The sequence below is a fragment of the Aquibium carbonis genome (assembly GCF_003970795.1).
GTDB lineage: Bacteria > Pseudomonadota > Alphaproteobacteria > Rhizobiales > Rhizobiaceae > Aquibium > Aquibium carbonis.
Genome location: NZ_RWKW01000034.1, coordinates 52,134 through 70,905, shown reverse-complemented (window position 1 = coordinate 70,905; position 18,772 = coordinate 52,134). Strand labels below are relative to the sequence as shown.

The 18,772-nt window shown below is 60.3% G+C and carries 17 protein-coding genes; 11 read left to right on the top strand and 6 right to left on the bottom strand.

Features of this window, described 5'->3' with window-relative positions; translation table 11 throughout:
* Positions 1 to 45 precede the first annotated feature (45 nt).
* Positions 46 to 663 carry a class I SAM-dependent methyltransferase gene (locus tag EJC49_RS09930; protein ID WP_126699770.1) on the top strand — a complete coding sequence of 206 codons (618 nt, stop codon included), beginning with the start codon at positions 46 to 48 and terminating at the stop codon, positions 661 to 663.
* A gap of 137 nt (positions 664 to 800) precedes the next feature.
* Here the strand turns inward: EJC49_RS09930 and EJC49_RS09925 are convergent, their stop codons facing one another.
* Positions 801 to 2,108, bottom strand: coding sequence for a cytochrome b (locus EJC49_RS09925; protein ID WP_126699769.1), 1,308 nt, complete (start codon positions 2,106 to 2,108; stop codon positions 801 to 803).
* A 208-nt stretch (positions 2,109 to 2,316) separates the two neighbouring features.
* Positions 2,317 to 5,280, bottom strand: coding sequence for a Tn3 family transposase (locus EJC49_RS09920; protein ID WP_009452621.1), 2,964 nt, complete (start codon positions 5,278 to 5,280; stop codon positions 2,317 to 2,319).
* Between the two features lie 129 nt (positions 5,281 to 5,409).
* On the opposite strand from EJC49_RS09920, the gene EJC49_RS09915 reads away from it, so the two are divergent.
* The 3 genes from EJC49_RS09915 to EJC49_RS09905 all read left to right on the top strand — a co-directional run bounded on the left by EJC49_RS09915 (position 5,410) and on the right by EJC49_RS09905 (position 8,283).
* The gene (locus EJC49_RS09915) at positions 5,410 to 6,009 is read left to right on the top strand and encodes a recombinase family protein (protein WP_009452622.1); all 600 of its coding nucleotides are present in this window, start codon (positions 5,410 to 5,412) and stop codon (positions 6,007 to 6,009) included.
* A 161-nt stretch (positions 6,010 to 6,170) separates the two neighbouring features.
* A complete protein-coding gene (locus EJC49_RS09910) occupies positions 6,171 to 7,079 on the top strand; it encodes a tyrosine-type recombinase/integrase (protein ID WP_126699768.1) in 909 nt (302 codons plus the stop codon).
* A gap of 4 nt (positions 7,080 to 7,083) precedes the next feature.
* Complete coding sequence (locus EJC49_RS09905; protein ID WP_126699767.1) at positions 7,084 to 8,283, top strand: IS91 family transposase; 1,200 nt, start codon at positions 7,084 to 7,086, stop codon at positions 8,281 to 8,283.
* A gap of 412 nt (positions 8,284 to 8,695) precedes the next feature.
* Here EJC49_RS09905 and EJC49_RS09900 read toward each other — a convergent pair whose 3' ends face one another.
* From EJC49_RS09900 to EJC49_RS09890, 3 genes are all read right to left on the bottom strand, one after another.
* Positions 8,696 to 9,100 (bottom strand): MerR family transcriptional regulator, encoded by a 405-nt coding sequence (locus EJC49_RS09900; RefSeq protein WP_009452623.1) that lies wholly within the window; start codon positions 9,098 to 9,100, stop codon positions 8,696 to 8,698.
* 70 nt (positions 9,101 to 9,170) lie between these two features.
* A complete protein-coding gene (locus EJC49_RS09895) occupies positions 9,171 to 9,830 on the bottom strand; it encodes a DsbA family protein (RefSeq protein ID WP_028793180.1) in 660 nt (219 codons plus the stop codon).
* Complete coding sequence (locus tag EJC49_RS09890) at positions 9,827 to 10,267, bottom strand: disulfide bond formation protein B (protein WP_024706423.1); 441 nt, start codon at positions 10,265 to 10,267, stop codon at positions 9,827 to 9,829. The genes EJC49_RS09895 and EJC49_RS09890 overlap by 4 nt, the downstream gene beginning before the upstream one ends.
* A gap of 221 nt (positions 10,268 to 10,488) precedes the next feature.
* Between EJC49_RS09890 and EJC49_RS09885 the strand changes: the two genes are divergently transcribed.
* The 7 genes from EJC49_RS09885 (at position 10,489) to EJC49_RS09855 (ending at position 16,478) form a co-directional block, all read left to right on the top strand.
* Positions 10,489 to 12,621 carry a heavy metal translocating P-type ATPase gene (locus tag EJC49_RS09885; RefSeq protein WP_126699766.1) on the top strand — a complete coding sequence of 711 codons (2,133 nt, stop codon included), beginning with the start codon at positions 10,489 to 10,491 and terminating at the stop codon, positions 12,619 to 12,621.
* A 66-nt stretch (positions 12,622 to 12,687) separates the two neighbouring features.
* Positions 12,688 to 13,305 (top strand): cation efflux transmembrane domain-containing protein, encoded by a 618-nt coding sequence (locus tag EJC49_RS09880; protein ID WP_018065776.1) that lies wholly within the window; start codon positions 12,688 to 12,690, stop codon positions 13,303 to 13,305.
* The gene (locus EJC49_RS09875) at positions 13,298 to 13,801 is read left to right on the top strand and encodes a copper chaperone PCu(A)C (RefSeq protein ID WP_009452628.1); all 504 of its coding nucleotides are present in this window, start codon (positions 13,298 to 13,300) and stop codon (positions 13,799 to 13,801) included. The genes EJC49_RS09880 and EJC49_RS09875 overlap by 8 nt, the downstream gene beginning before the upstream one ends.
* Complete coding sequence (locus tag EJC49_RS09870) at positions 13,798 to 14,418, top strand: SCO family protein (RefSeq protein WP_009452629.1); 621 nt, start codon at positions 13,798 to 13,800, stop codon at positions 14,416 to 14,418. Before EJC49_RS09875 ends, EJC49_RS09870 begins: the two co-directional genes overlap by 4 nt.
* Complete coding sequence (locus EJC49_RS09865) at positions 14,418 to 15,161, top strand: cytochrome c biogenesis CcdA family protein (protein WP_009452630.1); 744 nt, start codon at positions 14,418 to 14,420, stop codon at positions 15,159 to 15,161. Before EJC49_RS09870 ends, EJC49_RS09865 begins: the two co-directional genes overlap by 1 nt.
* A gap of 25 nt (positions 15,162 to 15,186) precedes the next feature.
* On the top strand, positions 15,187 to 15,651 hold the full coding sequence (lspA, locus tag EJC49_RS09860) for a signal peptidase II (protein ID WP_009452631.1): 465 nt from the start codon (positions 15,187 to 15,189) through the stop codon (positions 15,649 to 15,651).
* The gene (locus EJC49_RS09855) at positions 15,648 to 16,478 is read left to right on the top strand and encodes an NAD(P)-binding domain-containing protein (RefSeq protein WP_126699765.1); all 831 of its coding nucleotides are present in this window, start codon (positions 15,648 to 15,650) and stop codon (positions 16,476 to 16,478) included. The genes lspA and EJC49_RS09855 overlap by 4 nt, the downstream gene beginning before the upstream one ends.
* Here EJC49_RS09855 and EJC49_RS09850 read toward each other — a convergent pair.
* On the bottom strand, positions 16,411 to 17,967 hold the full coding sequence (locus EJC49_RS09850; protein ID WP_126699764.1) for an ISL3 family transposase: 1,557 nt from the start codon (positions 17,965 to 17,967) through the stop codon (positions 16,411 to 16,413). The genes EJC49_RS09855 and EJC49_RS09850 overlap by 68 nt on opposite strands.
* Positions 17,968 to 18,772: the final 805 nt, after the last annotated feature.

Here is an 18,772-nt window from a genome sequence, read left to right as displayed (position 1 = left end):
AGCGCTCCTCAACCAGCAGTTCCGTTATGTCCCGGAAGACAGGCAATGCCATCTCCAGCCGATTCATATAAATTTATACGCGCTTGGCTTGCCCACCCTCTTCGCGTCGGCTCAGTGATTCCTTCGAGCAACCGGCTGGCTTGTTTGATCACAGTTGATGTTAATAGCGAGACAGGTCCGGTACTCGAATTTGGACCGGGCACCGGCGTCTTTACTAAGGCGCTGATACAGCGCGGCGTTCAGCCGCAGGACCTGACTCTAGTCGAGATCGGCTCCGAATTTGCAGATGCTCTGGCAGAACAATACCCCCGCGCGACGATCATACGAGCGGATGCGGCACGCCTTTCGCCCCGTCAGTTTGAATTGCCACGTTTGCATGGGCTCGCAATCAGCGGATTGCCGCTTTTGGCGATGCCCTCCGGCAAAGTGATGAGGATACTGAAGGAGGCTTTTGGTTTGCTTGATGCGGATGCGGGTTTCTATCAATTCACGTATGGTTGGCGCTGCCCGGTGCCGGATGCTGTTCTCAACCGCCTTGCCCTCAAGGCCGATAAGATCGGCATAGTGCTGTCCAATTTTCCCCCCGCCACAGTCTACAGGATCACGAGGCGAAAGAACCCAGCCAATAGTTGGTTCCGGCAGATGACAGAGGCGACGGAGTGACCGTTTTCAGGACCGCACTGGGGTCGTATAAGATGGATGATGCTATAGCAAAAAGCTGAAAGCCACGGACGCGAATCCCGCATTTTGAGAAATTGGAGCGACGAATTGTCAAAGTTGGTTGCGCTTTTGCGTGGCGGCTAGGCACGCGTTAGATTCTCATCCTTGGTTCGCCTACCAGCTTCATTCAGCTTTCCGCTCGCTGCCGGTGAGAGCACCGCTTCAGTTATGGAGTTGGGAATGCGACGGGGCTTTTCGATCAGCCCTAGCAGCGGCATGACGATTAAGAAAAAGGCGAAGTAGAAGAATGTTGAAACCTGCATCATAGGGATGTAGATACCCTCCGCGGGCATGGCTCCCAGCCACCCGAGAAAGATCGCATTCGCGGCGAATAGCCAGAAGAACAGCTTGTACCATGGGCGGTAGACAGCGGATCTGACCCTCGAAGTGTCGAGCCAAGGCACAAAGAATAGAACCGCGATTGCACCGAACATCGCGAGGACGCCTCCAAGTTTGGCGTCGATAGGGCCGATGTTGAAAGTGATTGCCCTGAGAATCGCGTAAAATGGAAGGAAGTACCATTCGGGAACGATCTTGGCGGGAGTCCGGAGCGGGTCGGCTTCCACATAGTTGTCGGCGTGGCCAAGATAGTTCGGAATGTAGAAAACGAAATAGGCAAAAACGATCAGAAAAATGATCATACCGAACGCATCTTTGACAGTCGCATAGGGCGTAAATGGCAGAGTGTCGGTCTTGTGCTTGACTTCGATCCCAGTGGGGTTTGTCTGCCCGGTTACGTGCAACGCCCAGACATGCAGGACAACCACCCCTGCAATCATAAAGGGCAAGAGATAGTGAAGTGCGAAGAACCTGTTCAAGGTCGGATTGTCAACGGCGAACCCCCCAAGCAGAAGCTGCTGCAACCATTCGCCAATCAGCGGTATCGCAGTGAAGAAGCCTGTTATCACCGTTGCGCCCCAAAAGCTCATCTGCCCCCATGGCAGGACGTAGCCCATAAATCCGGTCGCCATCATCAGCAGGTAGATGATGCATCCAAGTATCCAGAGCAGCTCACGCGGTGCCTTGTACGACCCGTAATAGAGTCCCCGGAAGATGTGCAGATACACGGCGATGAAGAAAAACGACGCTCCATTGGAATGGAGATATCGTAGTAGCCAACCGGAATTGACATCCCGCATGATCTTCTCAACGGAACCGAACGCTGTTGCCGTACTTGCGGAGTAATGCATAGCGAGCACGACTCCGGTGGCGATCTGAAGGATAAGCATCAAGGTGAGGATGCCGCCAAATGTATATGCATAATTCAGATTTCGAGGGACCGGATATGACACAAAGGAATCGTGCATGAGCCTCGGGAGCGGCATCCGGGCATCAAACCATCGGCCAACACTTGTCCTAGGGCTGTAGCTGGATGGAGACCCCGACATTCCATTCTCCCCTCTCATGACGGTATTTTGGAAGCGCACACTACTGAATCGGTAACACCTCAAGCAGCTTGAGCTTCAAGAACTGCGTGGAAATCATCATGCGACAAATAGGCTCGTCCGTTCCAATGCTGGGCCGAGAAGCAGGGCAAATGCAGGAGATCGCCGCATTCTCGAACAGAGCGCTCATAGCTGTACTGGCCTCTGTGCATTATCGGGACATAGATTCACGGTAGCTATCGGGGATTCGAAGGGGCATGAGTCCGTCGGCATCGAGTTCAATGCCGTCTGACCAGACATAATCGCCGGTGAGGTTGATCCGGTCCCAGCCCAAAGGTGAAAGCTGCGAGAGTAGAGCGGGATCAATTTTCACTCCGCGACTTCCAAGTTCACTCACGGCGCGGTCGAGATAGCGGCAGTTGAACAGGATGATTGCGGCGGTGACGAGATTGAGTGCTGCCGCTCGCATTTGCTGATTTTCGATACCGCGATCCCGGAAGCGGCCGAGCCGGTGGAACGCAACCGCGCGCGCCAGACTGTTTCGCGCTTCGCCCTTATTGAGTTCACCCGTGACAAGCTGGCGAAGCGCCGGATCCTTGAACCATCGCAATGTGAAGAGTGTGCGCTCGATACGGCCGACCTCGCGAAGGGCAGCGGCAAGGCTGTTTTGTTGCCGGTAGGCTGAGAGCTTTTTCAGGATCAGCGATGGGGTGATGGTTCGGTCGCGCATCGCCCTAATGACGCGATGAATGTCGGGCCAGTGATTGACGATCAGATCGCGGTTGAGCCTGTTCCCGAACAGCGGCGCGAGGCGTCCGTAACGCTTGGGCGGCTCGAAGGAATAGAGGCGGCGATCGGAGAGGCGCGGAATACGTGGCTCAAAATCAAGCCCGAGCAGGTCCATGACCGCAAACACGATATCGGAGACGCCGCCGCCATCGACGTGCAGCGCGGAAAGGTTGGCGTTGCTTTCGTGGCCGAGAATGCCGTCGAGGGCATGGATCGCTTCGCCGGCAGTGCCCGCGATCACGGTTTGATGGAGCGGTGCGTAGCGGTCGGTGATGGTGGTGTAGATTTTGACGATCGGGTCGCGGCCGTAATGCGCGTTGACCTGACCGCCAGCCTCCCCGGCGCCACCAAGATAATAAGCCTGCCCATCGGCAGAGGCGCGCCAGCCCTCACCGAACCAGGCCGCCATTGGTTCGGCCTGTATGGCGTCGGTCAGACAGCCGAGCGCGGCGCGAAACGTCTCTTCACGCATGTGCCACGTCTGCATGCGCAGGAGCGTGCGCCGCGATGCCACGCCGCAGACCTCAGCCATCCGTGACAGGCCGAGGTTCGTCGCTTCCGCAATCATAGCTGCGAGAAAGGATCGTTCATCGCTGGGCGGCAACCCGGTCGAGACATGACCGAAATGGCTGGTGAAACCGGTCCAACGTTCGACCTGAGACAAAACATCGGTGATGCGCGTCGTCGGCACGAGATTGTAGCAGGTCCGGACGAACTGTCTGCCATCGTCGCGTTCGGCAAGATCGGTTTTCGGCTCTTTCGGAAACCGCAGTCGGTCACCGGAAAACAGCGCGGGATCGCCGCTGGTCAGCCCCCCTGATACCTTGAGCAGCGCAGTATCCAGTTCGGCCGCGCGGGCATCGAGCCACACATGAGGATCAGGAATATCGGAGACCTGTGCCGGGACCGGATCCGTACTCGGTGAAAGCAGCGTTTCCAGAGAGCGGTGCAGTCGGGAGGTTGGCACCCAGATGTCGCCCGCCGCCAGTGCTCCAGCCAACGCGGAATAGGTCGCCAGCTCCCAATGGGTTCGGTCGATCTTGTCGTCCGTGACGACATAGCGCTGCCATCGCCGCTCGATATGCCCGAGCGGCAAGCCATCAGGGAGCGCCGTGCGCCAGTCGCCATCGAGTTCGGCCAGGATCGCCATCGCTGCACGGAGCGGCGCGGTACCCTTGCGACCCTCGAACGTGAACGCTTTCAGGAAGCGCGGCCCCGCCCGCTTGAACGTCCGATATTCTGGCCCGATTTCACTGATGGCATTATCTCGTCCCGGCCTCGTGGTTCGCCGGAGAAGAGCAGCGTCGGCATCGATCGTATCGAGCGAGGCGACCGCTGCGACCGCTGCTGCAATATCGCCGCCGGCGCGTGCGGCTTTGCTGACCGCCTCAAGCACGTCGGCGACACGGATTAATCGGTCGCGGCCCTGGTCGGCAGAAGCGGCAACCGTCTGTTCAAGGCGTTTGCGGGCACGCAGATGCGCTCGCCCGATGAGCGAGTCGAACATACCGATAGCTGTGTCAGTCAGCGTGGCCTCAAACTCGCGCAGCGTCGCCACAAGAATAACATGCCGCCGCGCCGACCCCATCTGCTGGAATGCCTGCGCGGTGTAGCGGACCCCTTCGCGCGCAAATTGCTCCATTCGGGGTTCGTATCGTCTATCGATGGCGGGCGTCCTGATGCCGCGAACCAGTGCGATCTTGTCAAGAATACCGACGAGCGAGGCAGAGGCGACGCGCGGGGTGGGTTCCCGTAGCCAGGAAAATCGGCTTTGCCTATCGTGCGTTTTCTCGGCGATAAGCGCGTCAAGTCGGCTATGGGTGGCCGGATCGAGACGATTGTCGATGTCGGCGATGATCCGGTTTTCGGCCGCGTGCATCGCTTCGGCGGCCATGCGCTCGACCACGGTGATTCCGGAAATGACTATCTTACGGAAGCGCAGTTCGTCGAGGAAGTTGCCCAACAAGACGCGTCCGTTGGTCAGGCCGACAGCTTCGGCTTCCAGCCACGCTCGAAGCGTTGCGCGCATCGGCTTGGTGAGGTCGGTGAACCCGAAACGCGCCTTGATCGCGAGAAGCTGATCGTAGCGTGTGGGCGTCCGTCGTGCGAAACCGCCGATCACTTCTGCATCGATCCCGATCTGCTCAGCGATATGGTCGAGCATGACAGCGGGCAGCAATTCGCCGCGTCGGAGATGCCTCCCCGGATAACGCAGACAGCAAAGCTGCAAAGCATAGCCAAGCCGGGTCTCAGGCGTGCGGGCGCTGTTGATGGCAGCTAGGTCGTTTACGTCCAGACTGTGATGGCGGACGACCGTCGTCTCGTCTTCGGGCAGCGCCAACAAAGCGTCGCGCTGAGGGCCGGTCATGTAAATGCGTGCTGGCATCGGTTATCCCTTTCAAAAATCACTTGCCTTTTGATACAGTTTTGCAAGAGGATTGTGAAAGGCATTGAGCCTTGATTTGCGGTCATGGTCATCCTGCTTCCGTAGACGGCCGTTTGTGAAAGGATCGAATTGAGCACCGCACCTTATTTGATCGGCTATGCTCGCGTGTCGAAGGGGGACGACCAGTCGAACGCAGCACAGTTGCGCGCGCTGACGGCAGCGGGTTGTAAACGCGTCTTCGAAGAATCCGCCAGCGGCGGGCGATGGGACCGGCCGAGGCTCCAGGAGATGATCGGCCAGCTACGGGATGGCGATGTCGTTGTTGTCTGGAAGCTCGACCGGCTTTCGCGAAGCCTGAAAGACCTGCTGCACTTGATGGAAAAGATCGAAGCGGCGGGGGCCGGCTTCCGGTCGCTGACCGAAGCGATCGACACGACGACACCGGCAGGCCGCATGATGATGCAGATGGTCGGCTCATTCGCCGAGTTCGAGCGCGCCATGATCCGCGAGCGGACTAGCGCAGGGCTAGCGCAGGCGCGGTTGGAAGGGCGGCTCGGTGGTCGGCGGCGCAAACTTGACGATAAGAAACGGCGTGAGATCGCCGAATCCGTTGTTGCGGGGCGCAAGTCCGGCGCCGAGATGGCGCGGCTCTATGACGTGAGCGAGCCAACCGTCTCAAGAATCGTTGCCGAATATCGTCAGCGGGAAGCCCATGAGGCCTTGGCATGACTTGGATCCGATGACCTCCATGGGGTGGGAGAACGAACCCGCTCGCGCGGGATGGGCGGCAGCTTCACGGTATGCGGTATGATACGAGCGCGGTGCGCTGATTGAGCGTCGCCCTATGCGGGCGGAAGATCCTGGCTCCTTTCACCGAACGGAGCTCTGTGATGAACCCCCTGCCTATTCCCGCCACATCGATCAGCCCTCTGCGCCAGCGCCTGATCGAGAACATGACCATGCGCCGGTTCTCGGCCGAGACGCAGCGCAACTATATGCGCGACATCGGCCGCCTGGCATCGTTTTTGGGGAGGTCGCCCGACACGGCGACCGTCGATGATCTGCATCGCTTCCAGATGGCCCAACAGGAAGCGGGCCTCGGTGTGCCGACGATGAACGCCATCGTTTCGGCGCTGCGCTTCTTCTTCGTTCATACGATTGACCGGCCTGATCTCGCCCGTAAGCTGGTGCGGCTGCGTTATCCCCGTAGCCTGCCTGACGTCCTGAGCCCGGAGGAAGTGCGCCGTCTGCTTGGCGCCGCGGTCTGCCTCAAGCATCTGGCGGCGCTGTCGGTCGCTTATGGCGCGGGCCTTCGCGTCGCCGAGGTCGCAGCGCTGAAGGTCGCCCACGTCGATTCCACCCGCATGCTGCTGCGCATCGAGCGCGGCAAGGGCGGCCGCGATCGCAACGCCATGCTGTCCGCCGATCTTCTGGCCCTGCTGCGGCAGTGGTGGATCGAGGGCCACCGGCAGGGCGTTCTTCATCGCGAGGGCTGGCTGTTTCCCGGCCAGAGCTGGACCCGACCGATCTCGACGCGACAGCTTCACCGCATCGTAGTGGAGGCAGCGCGGGCAGCCGACATCCCCAAGAGGGTCGGACCCCACACGTTGCGCCATTCCTTCGCCACCCATCTCCTGGAGGACGGCGTCGACATTCGCGTTATCCAGGTTCTCCTGGGGCACGCCAAGCTCGACACCACGGCGCTCTACGCCAAGGTCGCCACGCGCACGGTGCGTGCTGTCGTTAGCCCGCTCGACCGGCTCGCCCTGTTCCACGGTGACGAGGCCTCGCCCGGCTGAGACGATGCGGGCCTCGATCGAGGTCGCCGACATCTTCCGCTTCACCGGGCCGACTTACCGCGCATGCCGAGCCGGGCATCTGAGCCTGGCCGAACTGAAGGTCATGTCGGCGATCGAGCACTGTCGCACCGCAGCCCTTGGCGGCCATGTCGAAGCCTGCGACGAATGCGGCCATCTGCGCGTCGCCTATAACTCCTGTCGCAACCGGCACTGCCCACGGTGCCAGGGTGCGGCGGCGCGCGACTGGCTTGCCGAGCGCGAGGCCGACCTCCTGCCGGTCGGATACTTCCACGTCGTCTTCACGCTGCCAGCCGAGATCGCGACAATCGCCTTCCAGAACAAGGCTGCTGTCTACAACCTCTTGTTCAAGGCGGCTGCCGAGACAATGACGAAGATCTCCGCTGACCCGAAGCATCTCGGCGCCCGCATAGGCCTCACCGCCGTCCTTCACACCTGGGGCTCGGCGATGACCCACCATCCTCACCTCCACATGATCGTGCCTGGCGGTGGCCTCTCGCCGGACGGAACGCACTGGGTCTCCACGCGTCCCGCCTTCCTGCTACCAGTGCGGGTGCTCGGCGCGCTGTTCCGGCGCCTGTTCCTCGAAGGGCTCGCCGCTCTGCGCGACGCTGGCAGGCTCGCCTTCTTCGGCACCCTGGCCCATCTCGCCGAGCCCAAAGCCTTTGCCCGCCATCTCGCCCCGGTACGCAAGAAGCGCTGGGTGGTCTACGCCAAGCCGCCCTTTGCCGGGCCGAAGGCCGTGCTCGCCTATCTGTCGCGCTACACCCACCGGGTCGCCATCTCCTCCCGGCGCATCACAGCCTTCGATGGGGCCAGTGTCACCTTCCGCGTCAAAGATTACCACCACGAAGGCAGCGCGCGCCATCGCACCCTGACGCTTGAAGTCGGCGAGTTCATCCGGCGCTTCCTTCTCCACATCCTGCCACGCGGCTTTCATCGCATCCGGCACTACGGCTTCCTCACCGGGCCGAACCGCAAGGCCGGTCTCGAGCACATTCGTGAACTCCTTGGAGCGCCGCCCACACAGCCCGGCACCGAGGAGCCGGAAGCGCCGGCGCCGCCCGACACCCTTCCGCCTTGTCCGTGCTGCGGCGGGCACATGAGCATTGTCGGCATTGTCCTGCGCTGGCCGCAGCCACGTGGACCGCCGCGCTCCTGGCCCAACCGGAAGTGTTCGCCATGAACCGGCATGGCACGATCAAACCGACCGTCCGGGACGATGTGCTCAGGGCTAGCATCCGCGTGCCGAACACTGGCGTCGGCTTCACGGACCAAGCCAGAAGCGGCTCCGGGGCTTCATCGGGCCAGGCGTCAGAGCCTCAACATCCGTGCCGCAGCACGAGATCGGCAGCGATCATGAGCTGTAACCCCGTGAGCCGGCACGGCCGTCAGCCGCAAACCCCATAGCGCACCGCCTGCCATCCCGCGGGTTCGGTCTTCCGCGACTTTCGTACGCCTCCCGGCGCCCGAAACTCTTCAGGAAAGCGGAAAGGCCGCTTTCAGCAGCCAACCCTTCCAAGCGGAAGATGTCGAACGACCTACCAATTGCAGTCGATCAAGACATGGATCGTCGGCAAAGCTGCATGGACCTCCGATCATTTCGGCGACAGGGTTTCAATGATCCGGCAATCGTCGACGATGCCGCACTCGCACTGGTCGATCATTCTGTCGAGTTCGGCCTTGAGCGCCATGAGATCAGTGATCTTCTTTTCGACCTCTGCACGATGTTCGCTAGCGATGGCATCAACTGCTGCGCAGGATTGTCCGCGATTGTCGGATAGCGTGAGAAGCGCTCTGATCTGGTCGAGCGAGAAGCCCAGGTCACGTGCCCGGCGGATAAAGCTCAGCCGGTTCAGATGGTCTGGCTCGTACGCCCGATAATTGCCTTCGGTACGCGAGGGCTCGGGCAGTAGACCGTTCTTCTCGTAAAAGCGGATCGTTTCGACCTTGGTACCGGTTTGCCTTGCAAGATGACCGATCGTCAGAATTGAAGAGTTCATTTTATGACCCTATAGCGTATACAGGGTCATGTAGGTTCTATTTGGACGTTTGTCGATCTCGATGGCTCGCCTAGTGCGCCGCTCTGGCGCTCTCCACCTCTTCACGCACCAGGTCGTGGAGTTGCTGCGGTCCGAAGGATTCCAGCGGCCTGCCATTCACGAAAAAGGTCGGTGTCTGGCGCACATTATTGCTCTGAACATCGGCCATATCCTGCTCAAGAACGGCGTCAATCTCGGCCGAGGACATCTCACGCCGTGCCTGCTCAACATCCAACCCAGCCGCCGCCACGATTTCCCAGGCTTTCTCGAGATCGGGTGCACCATGCACGGCCCATTCCGGCTGTCGCGCCAGCAGGGCTTCCAGTATCGGTTCGTATCTGTCCTGAAGACGGGCTGTTTCCAGAATCCTGACGGCTTCGTCAGATCCGTCATGGAAGGGCGCGTATCGGATGACCAGGCGCGTCTCGGCAGGGAAATTCGCCATGATCTGCTTAACGGCTGGATAGAAAGCTCGGCACGCCTCGCAGGACGGATCAAAGAATTCCACGATCGTCACCGGCGCATCCGCTGGGCCGATTACGGGTGAATGCGCCCTGACCAACGCATCACCTTGCGCCGGTGCAACGGGCTGTGCCGAGAGGCCGCCGTACCGGTCGTAGATAAAGGCACCGCCTGCAAAGACAATCAGTGCGACAAGGCCAGTGAGAAGTACGATGGACCGTCTGGTCATGTTGAACGTCTCCGGTGCGCGAGAACGAGAAGAAGAGCGATGCTCCCAAAGGCGGCGAGCGATAGGTAAGGGAGCGGCAAAATGCCAAGGACCGTCATCTCGACGCCAGAACATGACGGGCCGTCTTGTGTACAAGGCTCGATGGCTGCTGGAAGGATCCTCGCATAAAGGAGGGAGTGGAATGCAGCGATGGCGGCACCTAGGGCAGCCAGTGGAAGTCCGTACCGGGAAACGCTGGCATCACCTCGAAAGCTAGCGACAGCCAGAATGACCGCCAGCGGAAACATGAAAGCGCGCTGATGCCAGCACAGATTGCACGGCGTCTGTCCCATGACCTCACCAATGAAGAGAGCGCTGAGCGAGGCGGCAAGCGCAATGAGCCATGCCGAGAAGACGAACGCCCAGGTATTTGCAGTCGTGCCCGCCCCGGTGGTCATAGCACTCCCTTTCGCCATCGTTTCGCTTCGCTCCATTTACCTTTGCATTCAACTATTTCTGCACCCTGTACCCACTACAGGGTCAAGGCTCCTTAATGAAGTTGTACCGCGAATTTGCACGTGGATCGCAGCGCGAAATCAAATAAACGAAGTCCACTCTTGACCCTATAGTTGCTACAGGGTCTATCTGCGGTGTCACATTAAACCATCGAGGTGACACCATGGCGGCAGCGAGCCCTTACAGACTGCGTATAGAAGGCATGGACTGCGCCTCGTGCGCATTGAAAATCGAGACGGCGATGCAACGCCTGCCGGGCGTTAGCGACATCAATGTCAGCTACGCCAACGAGACGCTAGCATTGCAACTCGATGAAGACCGGACGGCCCTCGGCACTATTGAGCAAAAGATCCGAGCGCTCGGGTACACGCCAGTGATCGAGCAGGCTGAGACGAAGGGGGGTCCGCCTCGGAAGCGCATCACAGAGGCGTGGTGGAAAGGCAGCAAGGGTCGGCTTGTACTGCTGACCGGCGCACTGTTCATGCTTGCCTTCGCCATTGCGCGTATCCTGCCGGATTGGGAGCAATGGCTCTATTCAGGTGCGGCCCTGATCAGCGTTATCCCGTTCGCGCGGCGGGCGGTCGCCGGTGCGATGTCCGGCTCACCCTTCACCATCGAGACGTTGATGACGGTCGCGGCACTCGGCGCGGTCGCCATCGGCGAGGCCGAAGAAGCTGCTGTCGTGATCTTCCTGTTCGCAGTGGGCGAGCTGCTTGAAACCGTGGCGGCAGGCCGTGCGCGGGCAGGCATTGAAGCGCTGATCGATCTCGTGCCCCGGGTCGCGTTCCGCGAGCGTGATGGTGTCATTGAGCAGGTCGCTGCCGAAGAGTTGGCTATTGGTGATGTCGTCGTTGTTCGGCCTGGGGACCGTGTGCCGTCTGACGGCACGGTGATTGATGGTGCATCTGAGGTCGATGAGGCGCCCGTGACAGGCGAATCCATGCCCGTGCTTAAAGAAGCCGGCGCAAACGTCTATGCCGGCAGCATCAATGCAAATGGCGAGTTGCGAGTGTCGATCAGTCATGTCGCGGCCGACAATACCATTGCCCGCATCATCCACATGGTCGAGGAAGCTCAGGAATCAAAGGCCCCGACGGCGCGTATGATCGACCGTTTCAGCCGCTGGTATACGCCTGGCGCTATGGTCGTCGCGGCTCTGATCGTCGTGGTGCCGCCGCTCGCCTTCGGCGGTGACTGGATGACATGGGTATATCGGGGTCTTGCGACGTTGCTGATTGCTTGCCCCTGCGCGCTCGTGATTTCCACGCCGGCGGCTATTGCCTCGGGTCTTGCCGCCGGCGCGCGTCAGGGATTGCTGATTAAGGGGGGCGCGGCACTGGAAATACTCGGTAAGGTCGTAACTGTTGCCTTCGACAAGACAGGAACGCTGACGCGTGGCCATCCCCAGGTGACGGACATTGTGCCGATCAATGGGGACGAGAACGCCGTCCTTGCCATTGCAGCGGCCGTCGAGCGCAGCACCAGCCATCCTCTCGGGGTTGCAATCGTGGAGGCGGCAAAAGTGCGGGGGCTCGAACTGCCCGTCACCTTCGGGGGCGGCGTTGCCACACCCGGCAAAGCGGTCACAGCGCGGTTGAAGGACGGCTTCGCTTCGGTCGGGTCTCCCCGTCATGCCGCCGAACAGGCTGCCCTCGAAGAGAACATTGCCGAGACGATCACCACACTGGAGAGCCAGGGCAAGACGGTCGTCGTGCTTATAAAGGGCAAGACCATCGAGGGATTGATCGCGTTGCGCGACGAACCGCGCGACGACGCTATCGAAGGTGTGAAGCGGCTGACAGATCGAGGTGTGCGGCCACTGATGCTGACCGGCGACAACAAGCGCACGGCCGACGCCATTGCGGCCCATCTTGGCCTTGAGGCAAGCGCCGAATTGTTGCCCGACGCCAAGCTCGCCGAGATCGGTCGCCTCAAAGCTAATGGCCCGATCGCCATGGTGGGAGACGGTATCAGTGACGCGCCGGCGCTCGCAGCCGCTTCCGTTGGCGTTGCCATGGGTGCAGGCACCGACGTTGCTCTGGAGACCGCAGATGCCGCGCTGCTCAGAAACCGGGTGACGGGTGTTGCCGATCTCATCGGGTTGTCACAGGCGACACTCGGCAATATTTGGCAAAATATCGCCATAGCGCTTGGTCTGAAGGCCGTCTTCCTCGTGACGACTCTATTCGGCATTACCACGCTCTGGATGGCGATTCTCGCCGATACGGGCGCTACGGTCCTCGTTACAGCCAATGCGCTGCGCCTGCTGACCTGGCGCGGCACCCGCGACAAATGAGCCCAAGCAGTGCGCGAAGGCAGGTCGCGGCTTCCACTTCTCGCCAAGAAAGCCGAGGTGTAATTTATGAGTAATCAGTCCAAGGGCAGTGCCACTTCATCCGAGAAGAGCGAACAATGGGCGCTCGCATGGGTGCTTGCGATCAATACGGCCCAGGCAGCCATTGTGGGGGGATTAGGGTGGTGGGCTCAGTCAACAGGATTGATGGGCTCTGCACTCGATAATCTTGGCGATGCCGGTGTCTACGCTATTAGCCTTTTCGTCGTAGGTCGCGGTTTGGCGGCGAAGGTTCGAGTTGCCCGGCTGTCGGGTATCCTTCTGATGGTTTTCGCTGGTCTTCTTCTATTTGAAGTCGGTCGTCGCTTCTTCACTGGCTCCGATCCGATAGGGCCGGTCATGATTGCCGTGGCAATCGCGAGCGCGCTTACGAATATGATCTGCATGTGGTTCCTGAATTCTCATCGGGAAGGCGGCGTGCATCTGCAAGCCTCATGGATTTTCACGACAAACGACATGCTCGTGAACTCAGCCATCGCGCTTTCGGGTCTGGCCGTAATCCTTTTCAATTCGCCCTACCCGGATCTGATCATCGGCCTGGGCGTGGTTGTTGTCGTTGTCAGAAGCGGCTTGGAAATTCTTGAAAAGGCCGGGGAAGCTGGAGAGAAAGTTAATCAACATGATTAGTTCACGAGCCCTATCCGCCGCCTTCCTTACCCTTGCGGTATTGATCTCTCCTGCCGTTGGTCACGACTTCCAAGCCGGTTCGATCACCATCAATCATCCGTGGTCGCGCGCGACTCCGCCGGTCGCGCCGGTAGCCGGCGGCTATCTGACGCTAACGAACGATGGCGGTATGGCCGACCGTCTGGTTTCGATCTCATCACCTCTGTCAGAACGGGCGGAAATCCACGAGTCGACCGTGATCGACGGGGTTGCCAGCATGAGGCCGGTGCAAAATGGCATCGAAATTGGGGCTGGCAAGACGGTCGAACTTCAACCTGGCGGTATACACATCATGTTTTTGAAGCCATCGCGTCCTTTGAAGGAAGGGGAGCGGTTTGCCGCAACACTGGTGTTCGAGCAGGCCGGTACCATCGACGTTGAGTTCGCTGTGCAGAACATGGGTGCTCGTCCGGAATTTGCGAACGAACATGACGGGCACGGAGAGGCTGTCCAATGAGCGGCGTCAAACTTTTCCGTCTTGTTGCATGGGTTGCCGTCGCCGCTGTCGGTGGGCTTTTCATCGGCTTGTCAGTGTCCAAGCCTTGGCAGCAGCAAAATGCGGCGGTCGCGTCTTCGACAGGCATCGCAGCTATCGGCGGCCCGTTCCAGCTCACATCGCATCAAGGCGGGACGATCGACAATGCCGCGCTTGCTGGAAAGCCTTATCTCGCCTTCTTCGGCTTCACCCATTGTCCCGATGTGTGTCCGACGACGCTCTACGAACTCAGCGATCTCATGAACGAGCTCGGGCCGGTGGCCGACCAGTTCAACGTACTGTTCTTCACCGTCGATCCCGAACGAGACAGCCAAGAGCTGCTGGCTCAATACATGACAGCCTTTGATGATCGCATCCTCGCATTGCGGGGAAATCGACAGGAAACGGACGCCGTGGTGAAGGCCTTTGCGGCCTACGCGCGAAAAGTGCCTCTGGAGGGGGGCGAATACACGATGGATCACACCGCAGGCGTCTACATGATGGATGCCGAGAGCCAATTCGTCGGCACGCTCGACATGCACGAGCCGCGTGAGATTCGCTTGCAGAAGCTCCGCCGTCTAGTGGGCGAGATTGGCTGATGGAGTTCTCCAGTATCGGAATGGCGACGGCTTTCGCCGCTGGCGTTATATCCTTCCTGTCGCCCTGCGTTCTGCCGCTGGTGCCGGGCTATATTTCCTACGTTGCAGGCCGCACGATTAGCCCGGACGGAATTGCGGCCGATACAGAATTCAGGGCAGCGGGCCGAACTCTCGGCCTCAGCCTCTGCTTCGTGCTCGGCTTCACGACCGTGTTTGTCATCCTTGGGGCCAGCGCCACCGTGTTGAGCCGGCTCTTGCGCATGTATCTTTTCGAAGCGAACCTGATTGGCGGAGGGATCGTTATCGTCTTCGGCCTATTCACGACCGGCCTCGTACCAATGCCCTGGCTCAATCGTGAAGCCCGGTTCCATGCCAATCCGGGCAGCGGAAGCGCTGGGGCCGCTTATCTCCTGGGTCTCGCTTTTGCGTTCGGCTGGACTCCCTGCATCGGACCAGTGCTAGGTGCGATTCTGACCCTCTCCGCTGCCAACGCCACGGTTGCAAGCGGAACGACGCTGCTCGCCGTCTATTCCCTGGGCCTTGGCCTCCCTTTCATCTTGGCGGCTTTATTCATGCGCGGGTTCATGGCGCGGATGATGTCGATGCGCCGCACCGGCCGGGTGCTCAAAATCGTCGCTGGTGGGGTGATGGTGGTGATGGGCATCGCCATGATCACCGGCCATCTCTCTAGCTTTGCAATATGGCTGCTCCAGACGTTCCCGGCCCTCGGTCGGATCGGCTAAGCCGGAGTTTAAAGGACATTCGGACATGCTCAGGCTCGGCCTTCCACTCGCCCTTGGCGGGTTTTTCATTGATCAGGCGACGAAGTGGTGGGTCATGGACCATGTTATGAATCCACCTCAGGTCATTCCCGTCACCGGCTTCTTTAATCTCGTGCTCGGCTTTAACACCGGCGTGAGCTTCGGATTGTTCGGCCAGGCGCCGGTTTGGCTCCTGATGGCGTTCCCGCTCGCTATAGTCGCCGGCCTCCTTATCTGGATCCATCGAAGCGACAGCCGCCTGACGGCATCCGCCCTCGGGCTCGTGGTTGGGGGGGCGCTCGGCAATCTGCTCGACCGGCTCCGGCAGGGTGCCGTGACGGATTTCCTGGATTTTTACATCGGCAGCTATCATTGGCCCGCCTTCAATCTTGCCGACGTGGCGATTGTCTGTGGGGTAGGGCTTTTGCTGATGGAGAGCATTCTGGTAAAAGGCAAAGCAAAGGCTGCATGAACAGAAGCCCTCGCCAGCTATCCGTGAGCCATGGTTCGGAGGAAATAGACGTTCTAGTGATCGGCGCGGGTCAAGCGGGACTCGCAGCCGGCTATTATCTTGCCCGACCAGAGCTTTCATTCCAAATCGTCGATCGCCATGCCCGCGTCGGCGACAGTTGGCGCCATCGCTACGATTCCCTGACCCTGTTCACTCCGCGCGCATTTAGTTCGCTGCCTGGTCTTGCGCTCGATGGGGACCCAGAAGGCTATCCAACGCGAGACGAGTTTGCGAATTATCTCGAAACCTACGCCAGCCATTTCGACCTACCGGTGCATTCCGGAAATGGTGTGGCTCGGCTCGAACGCCGGGCCGATGAGCGGTTCGCCGCGCAACTCGACGATGGCAGGTACATAGTAGCGAAGGCAGTGATCGTCGCGACGGGTGCGTTTCAGAAACCGATAATCCCAACGATTGCTGCCGGCTTCGACAGCGCAGTCAAGCAACTAACACCGGAAAGTTATCACAATCCCAGTGATCTCCCGCTTGGCATGGTCCTTATTGTCGGAGATGGAGCAAGCGGACGCGACATCGCAGCCGAGCTGGCTTTGACCCATGAAGTGGTGCTTGCGGCTGGACGCAGCCGCCGTCTGTTTCCCGAGCGCATTCTGGGCCAGAGTACATGGTGGTGGCTGCACACATTGTGTCAATCGGCGCGCAAAGTTGACCCCGGATCGGCGTCCAACATTGGCTCTGACGCAGTTTTGGTGGTGCCGCGGTTCACTGTGCGCCGATCACTCGCGCCTGCAGTAGGTCGATCTTCCCGCGGCCATACATCTGACGCTTGACGAGCTTGAGCTTGGTAATCTGGCCCTCCGTCTGGCCATTCGACCACGGCAGGCGGACGGCAGCACTTACGGCTTCGCGATCCTTCAGCACCCCGGCGGCGAACGACGCGACAAGACTGGAGCGTGCATGCTCAAGCCACGGCTCGAGATCGGCCAAGGTCTTCTTGCGCACCATGGTCTGGAACCTGCCAACCACGTCCCGGGCTTCGACCAGGAGCGGCACGTTCTCTTCGATGGTCGCGACTGTGATCGTCTCGGACTTGGATAGGTTGTCGCGCGCCGCCGTCATCAGGCGCGCGATGGTCCTGGCCGAGGGCGCGCGGCGAAGCGCATCGGCACTGACCTTATCAGCCCGGCGGCGACGGGTGGCCCACTCGGTGACGACGCGCAAGCTTCCCCTGAAGCCTTGGCCTTTCAGCCTTCGCCATAGCGCCGCGCCATTGCGTTCGCCCGCCGCCCACTGGGCATCGAGCCACGGCAGATAGATCTCGAGAGAGCTTTCGCGGCTGCGGAAGATATCCGAACGCTGACCACGCAGCACCCTGCGGACAACGCCACGGCTATGTCCGGTTCGGCGGACGATCTCCTTGATGGCAACGCCCTCACTGGCAAGGCGGAGGATGGCAGCGTTGGCTTCTTCCCGGCGCGCATAACCCTCATATTGCAGGCGTTCTGCAGCAGTCAGCAGGTCGGGATCAATTCTGGTGGCACCCAGGACCTCGCGGATCTGGCGCATCGACTTCCTTACAGCGTCGAGGAAGGCACGGCTGGCATTCTCCATGAGATGCCAGCGGTCGGCGACCTGCACCGCGCTTGGCAATGCCTTTGCAGCAGCCAGCGCATAGCCGCCTCCGCGGTCTCGGGCGATGATGCTGATCTGCTGCTGCGACTGAAGCCATGCCTCGGCAGTCGCCGGCTCTCGATCGGGCAGGAGAGCAATAGTCTTTCGGCGTTCGAGGTCGCAGATGATCGTCCCGTATCGCTGGTTGCGTCGCCAAGCCCAGTCGTCAATCCCGATGACAGCCGGAGGCGCGAACCGGGGGCTCCCGCGTCGTCGCACCGACCGCAGCAGCGTGTCGTTGCTCACCGGGACCATCAGACGACGCGCGAAGCTTGCCGCCGGCCGTCCTCCCAACGCTATGCCCAGATGATGAACGAGGTGATCGAGGCGCGCCGTCCGTCGTGCCCAAGGTGCGAGAACGCCTTCCCCGTAGCGCTCGGTGAAGATGCGTCGGCCGCAAAGAACAGCGTCGCAGTTGAACCGCCTCGCCATCAGGATCAGTTGCACGGACTTCCCCGACAGCGGGAGGTCGGCAAGCCGCCTCGGGTAGCGGCTGTGCACGCGGCCCGAAATCCGACCACAGGCCGGGCAGCAACTAACGGAGGACTTCGAGCGGATCGCAATACGAATGATCGCATCGCTGTTCTCGACGCTGTCGGCAACAAATCCCTGCGGCACCAGCGCTGAGGGGCGGAAGAAGTGACCCATCGTAATGATTCTCCGGCTGTACCTTTGCCAGTCGGCTCCTAAACTCCATCAAAATTGAGTCAGAGCCAAAATTGCACGCCGGTTCACACACATTGGGCTTGATGAGAGCAAGGCCCGAATCGACGATAGGACGCGTGATGCGGCGCGCGGACCCCTTTCCTGACAGGGATCGGAGCCTTGACGACTTGGAACGAAGGGGCGTAGCCGTCGCGAAACGCTTAGTCTCTTCACAAGACCGCCTCGCATTCTTTGCCGATGGATCGAAACGGGTGATCGATTCCGTCATCTGGTGCATCGGATATCGAGACGATAGCGCATGGCTCCAGATTCCAGGCAGTACCCGTTCCAACGGAAGCATTCTGCAAGAAGGCGGCCTTTCTCCCGTACCGGGCCTTTTTCATCTAGGACGTCCGTGGCAGCGAAATCGTGCTTCAGCCCTCGTGATGGGCGCTGGTGAAGATGCTTCCGCAGTTGTCGCCGCATGCGCGAAATTCTGCTCCGGTCGCGACGTGCCGGTATGATAGGTCGCGGTGACGTCGGCCACCTGCAGCGTCTGGTTTCAGAAGCAATGACCTGCCTCAGGGACGTCCCGGATGGCGTCGCTTGTTGCCCGACCGCGTTGGTACCGTCCAGCAGGTTCCTACCGTGAATCTATGTCCCAATAATGCACAGGGGCCGTACTGTTCGACAACCAATAATCTGACGCCGCAAACGGCCTTCCGGCAGCATCTCCCCGCTCGGGTGTGTCATTCCGCCAACCGGATGAAACATCTTCAGATCACGATGACGCAGCCTGGATTGGTTG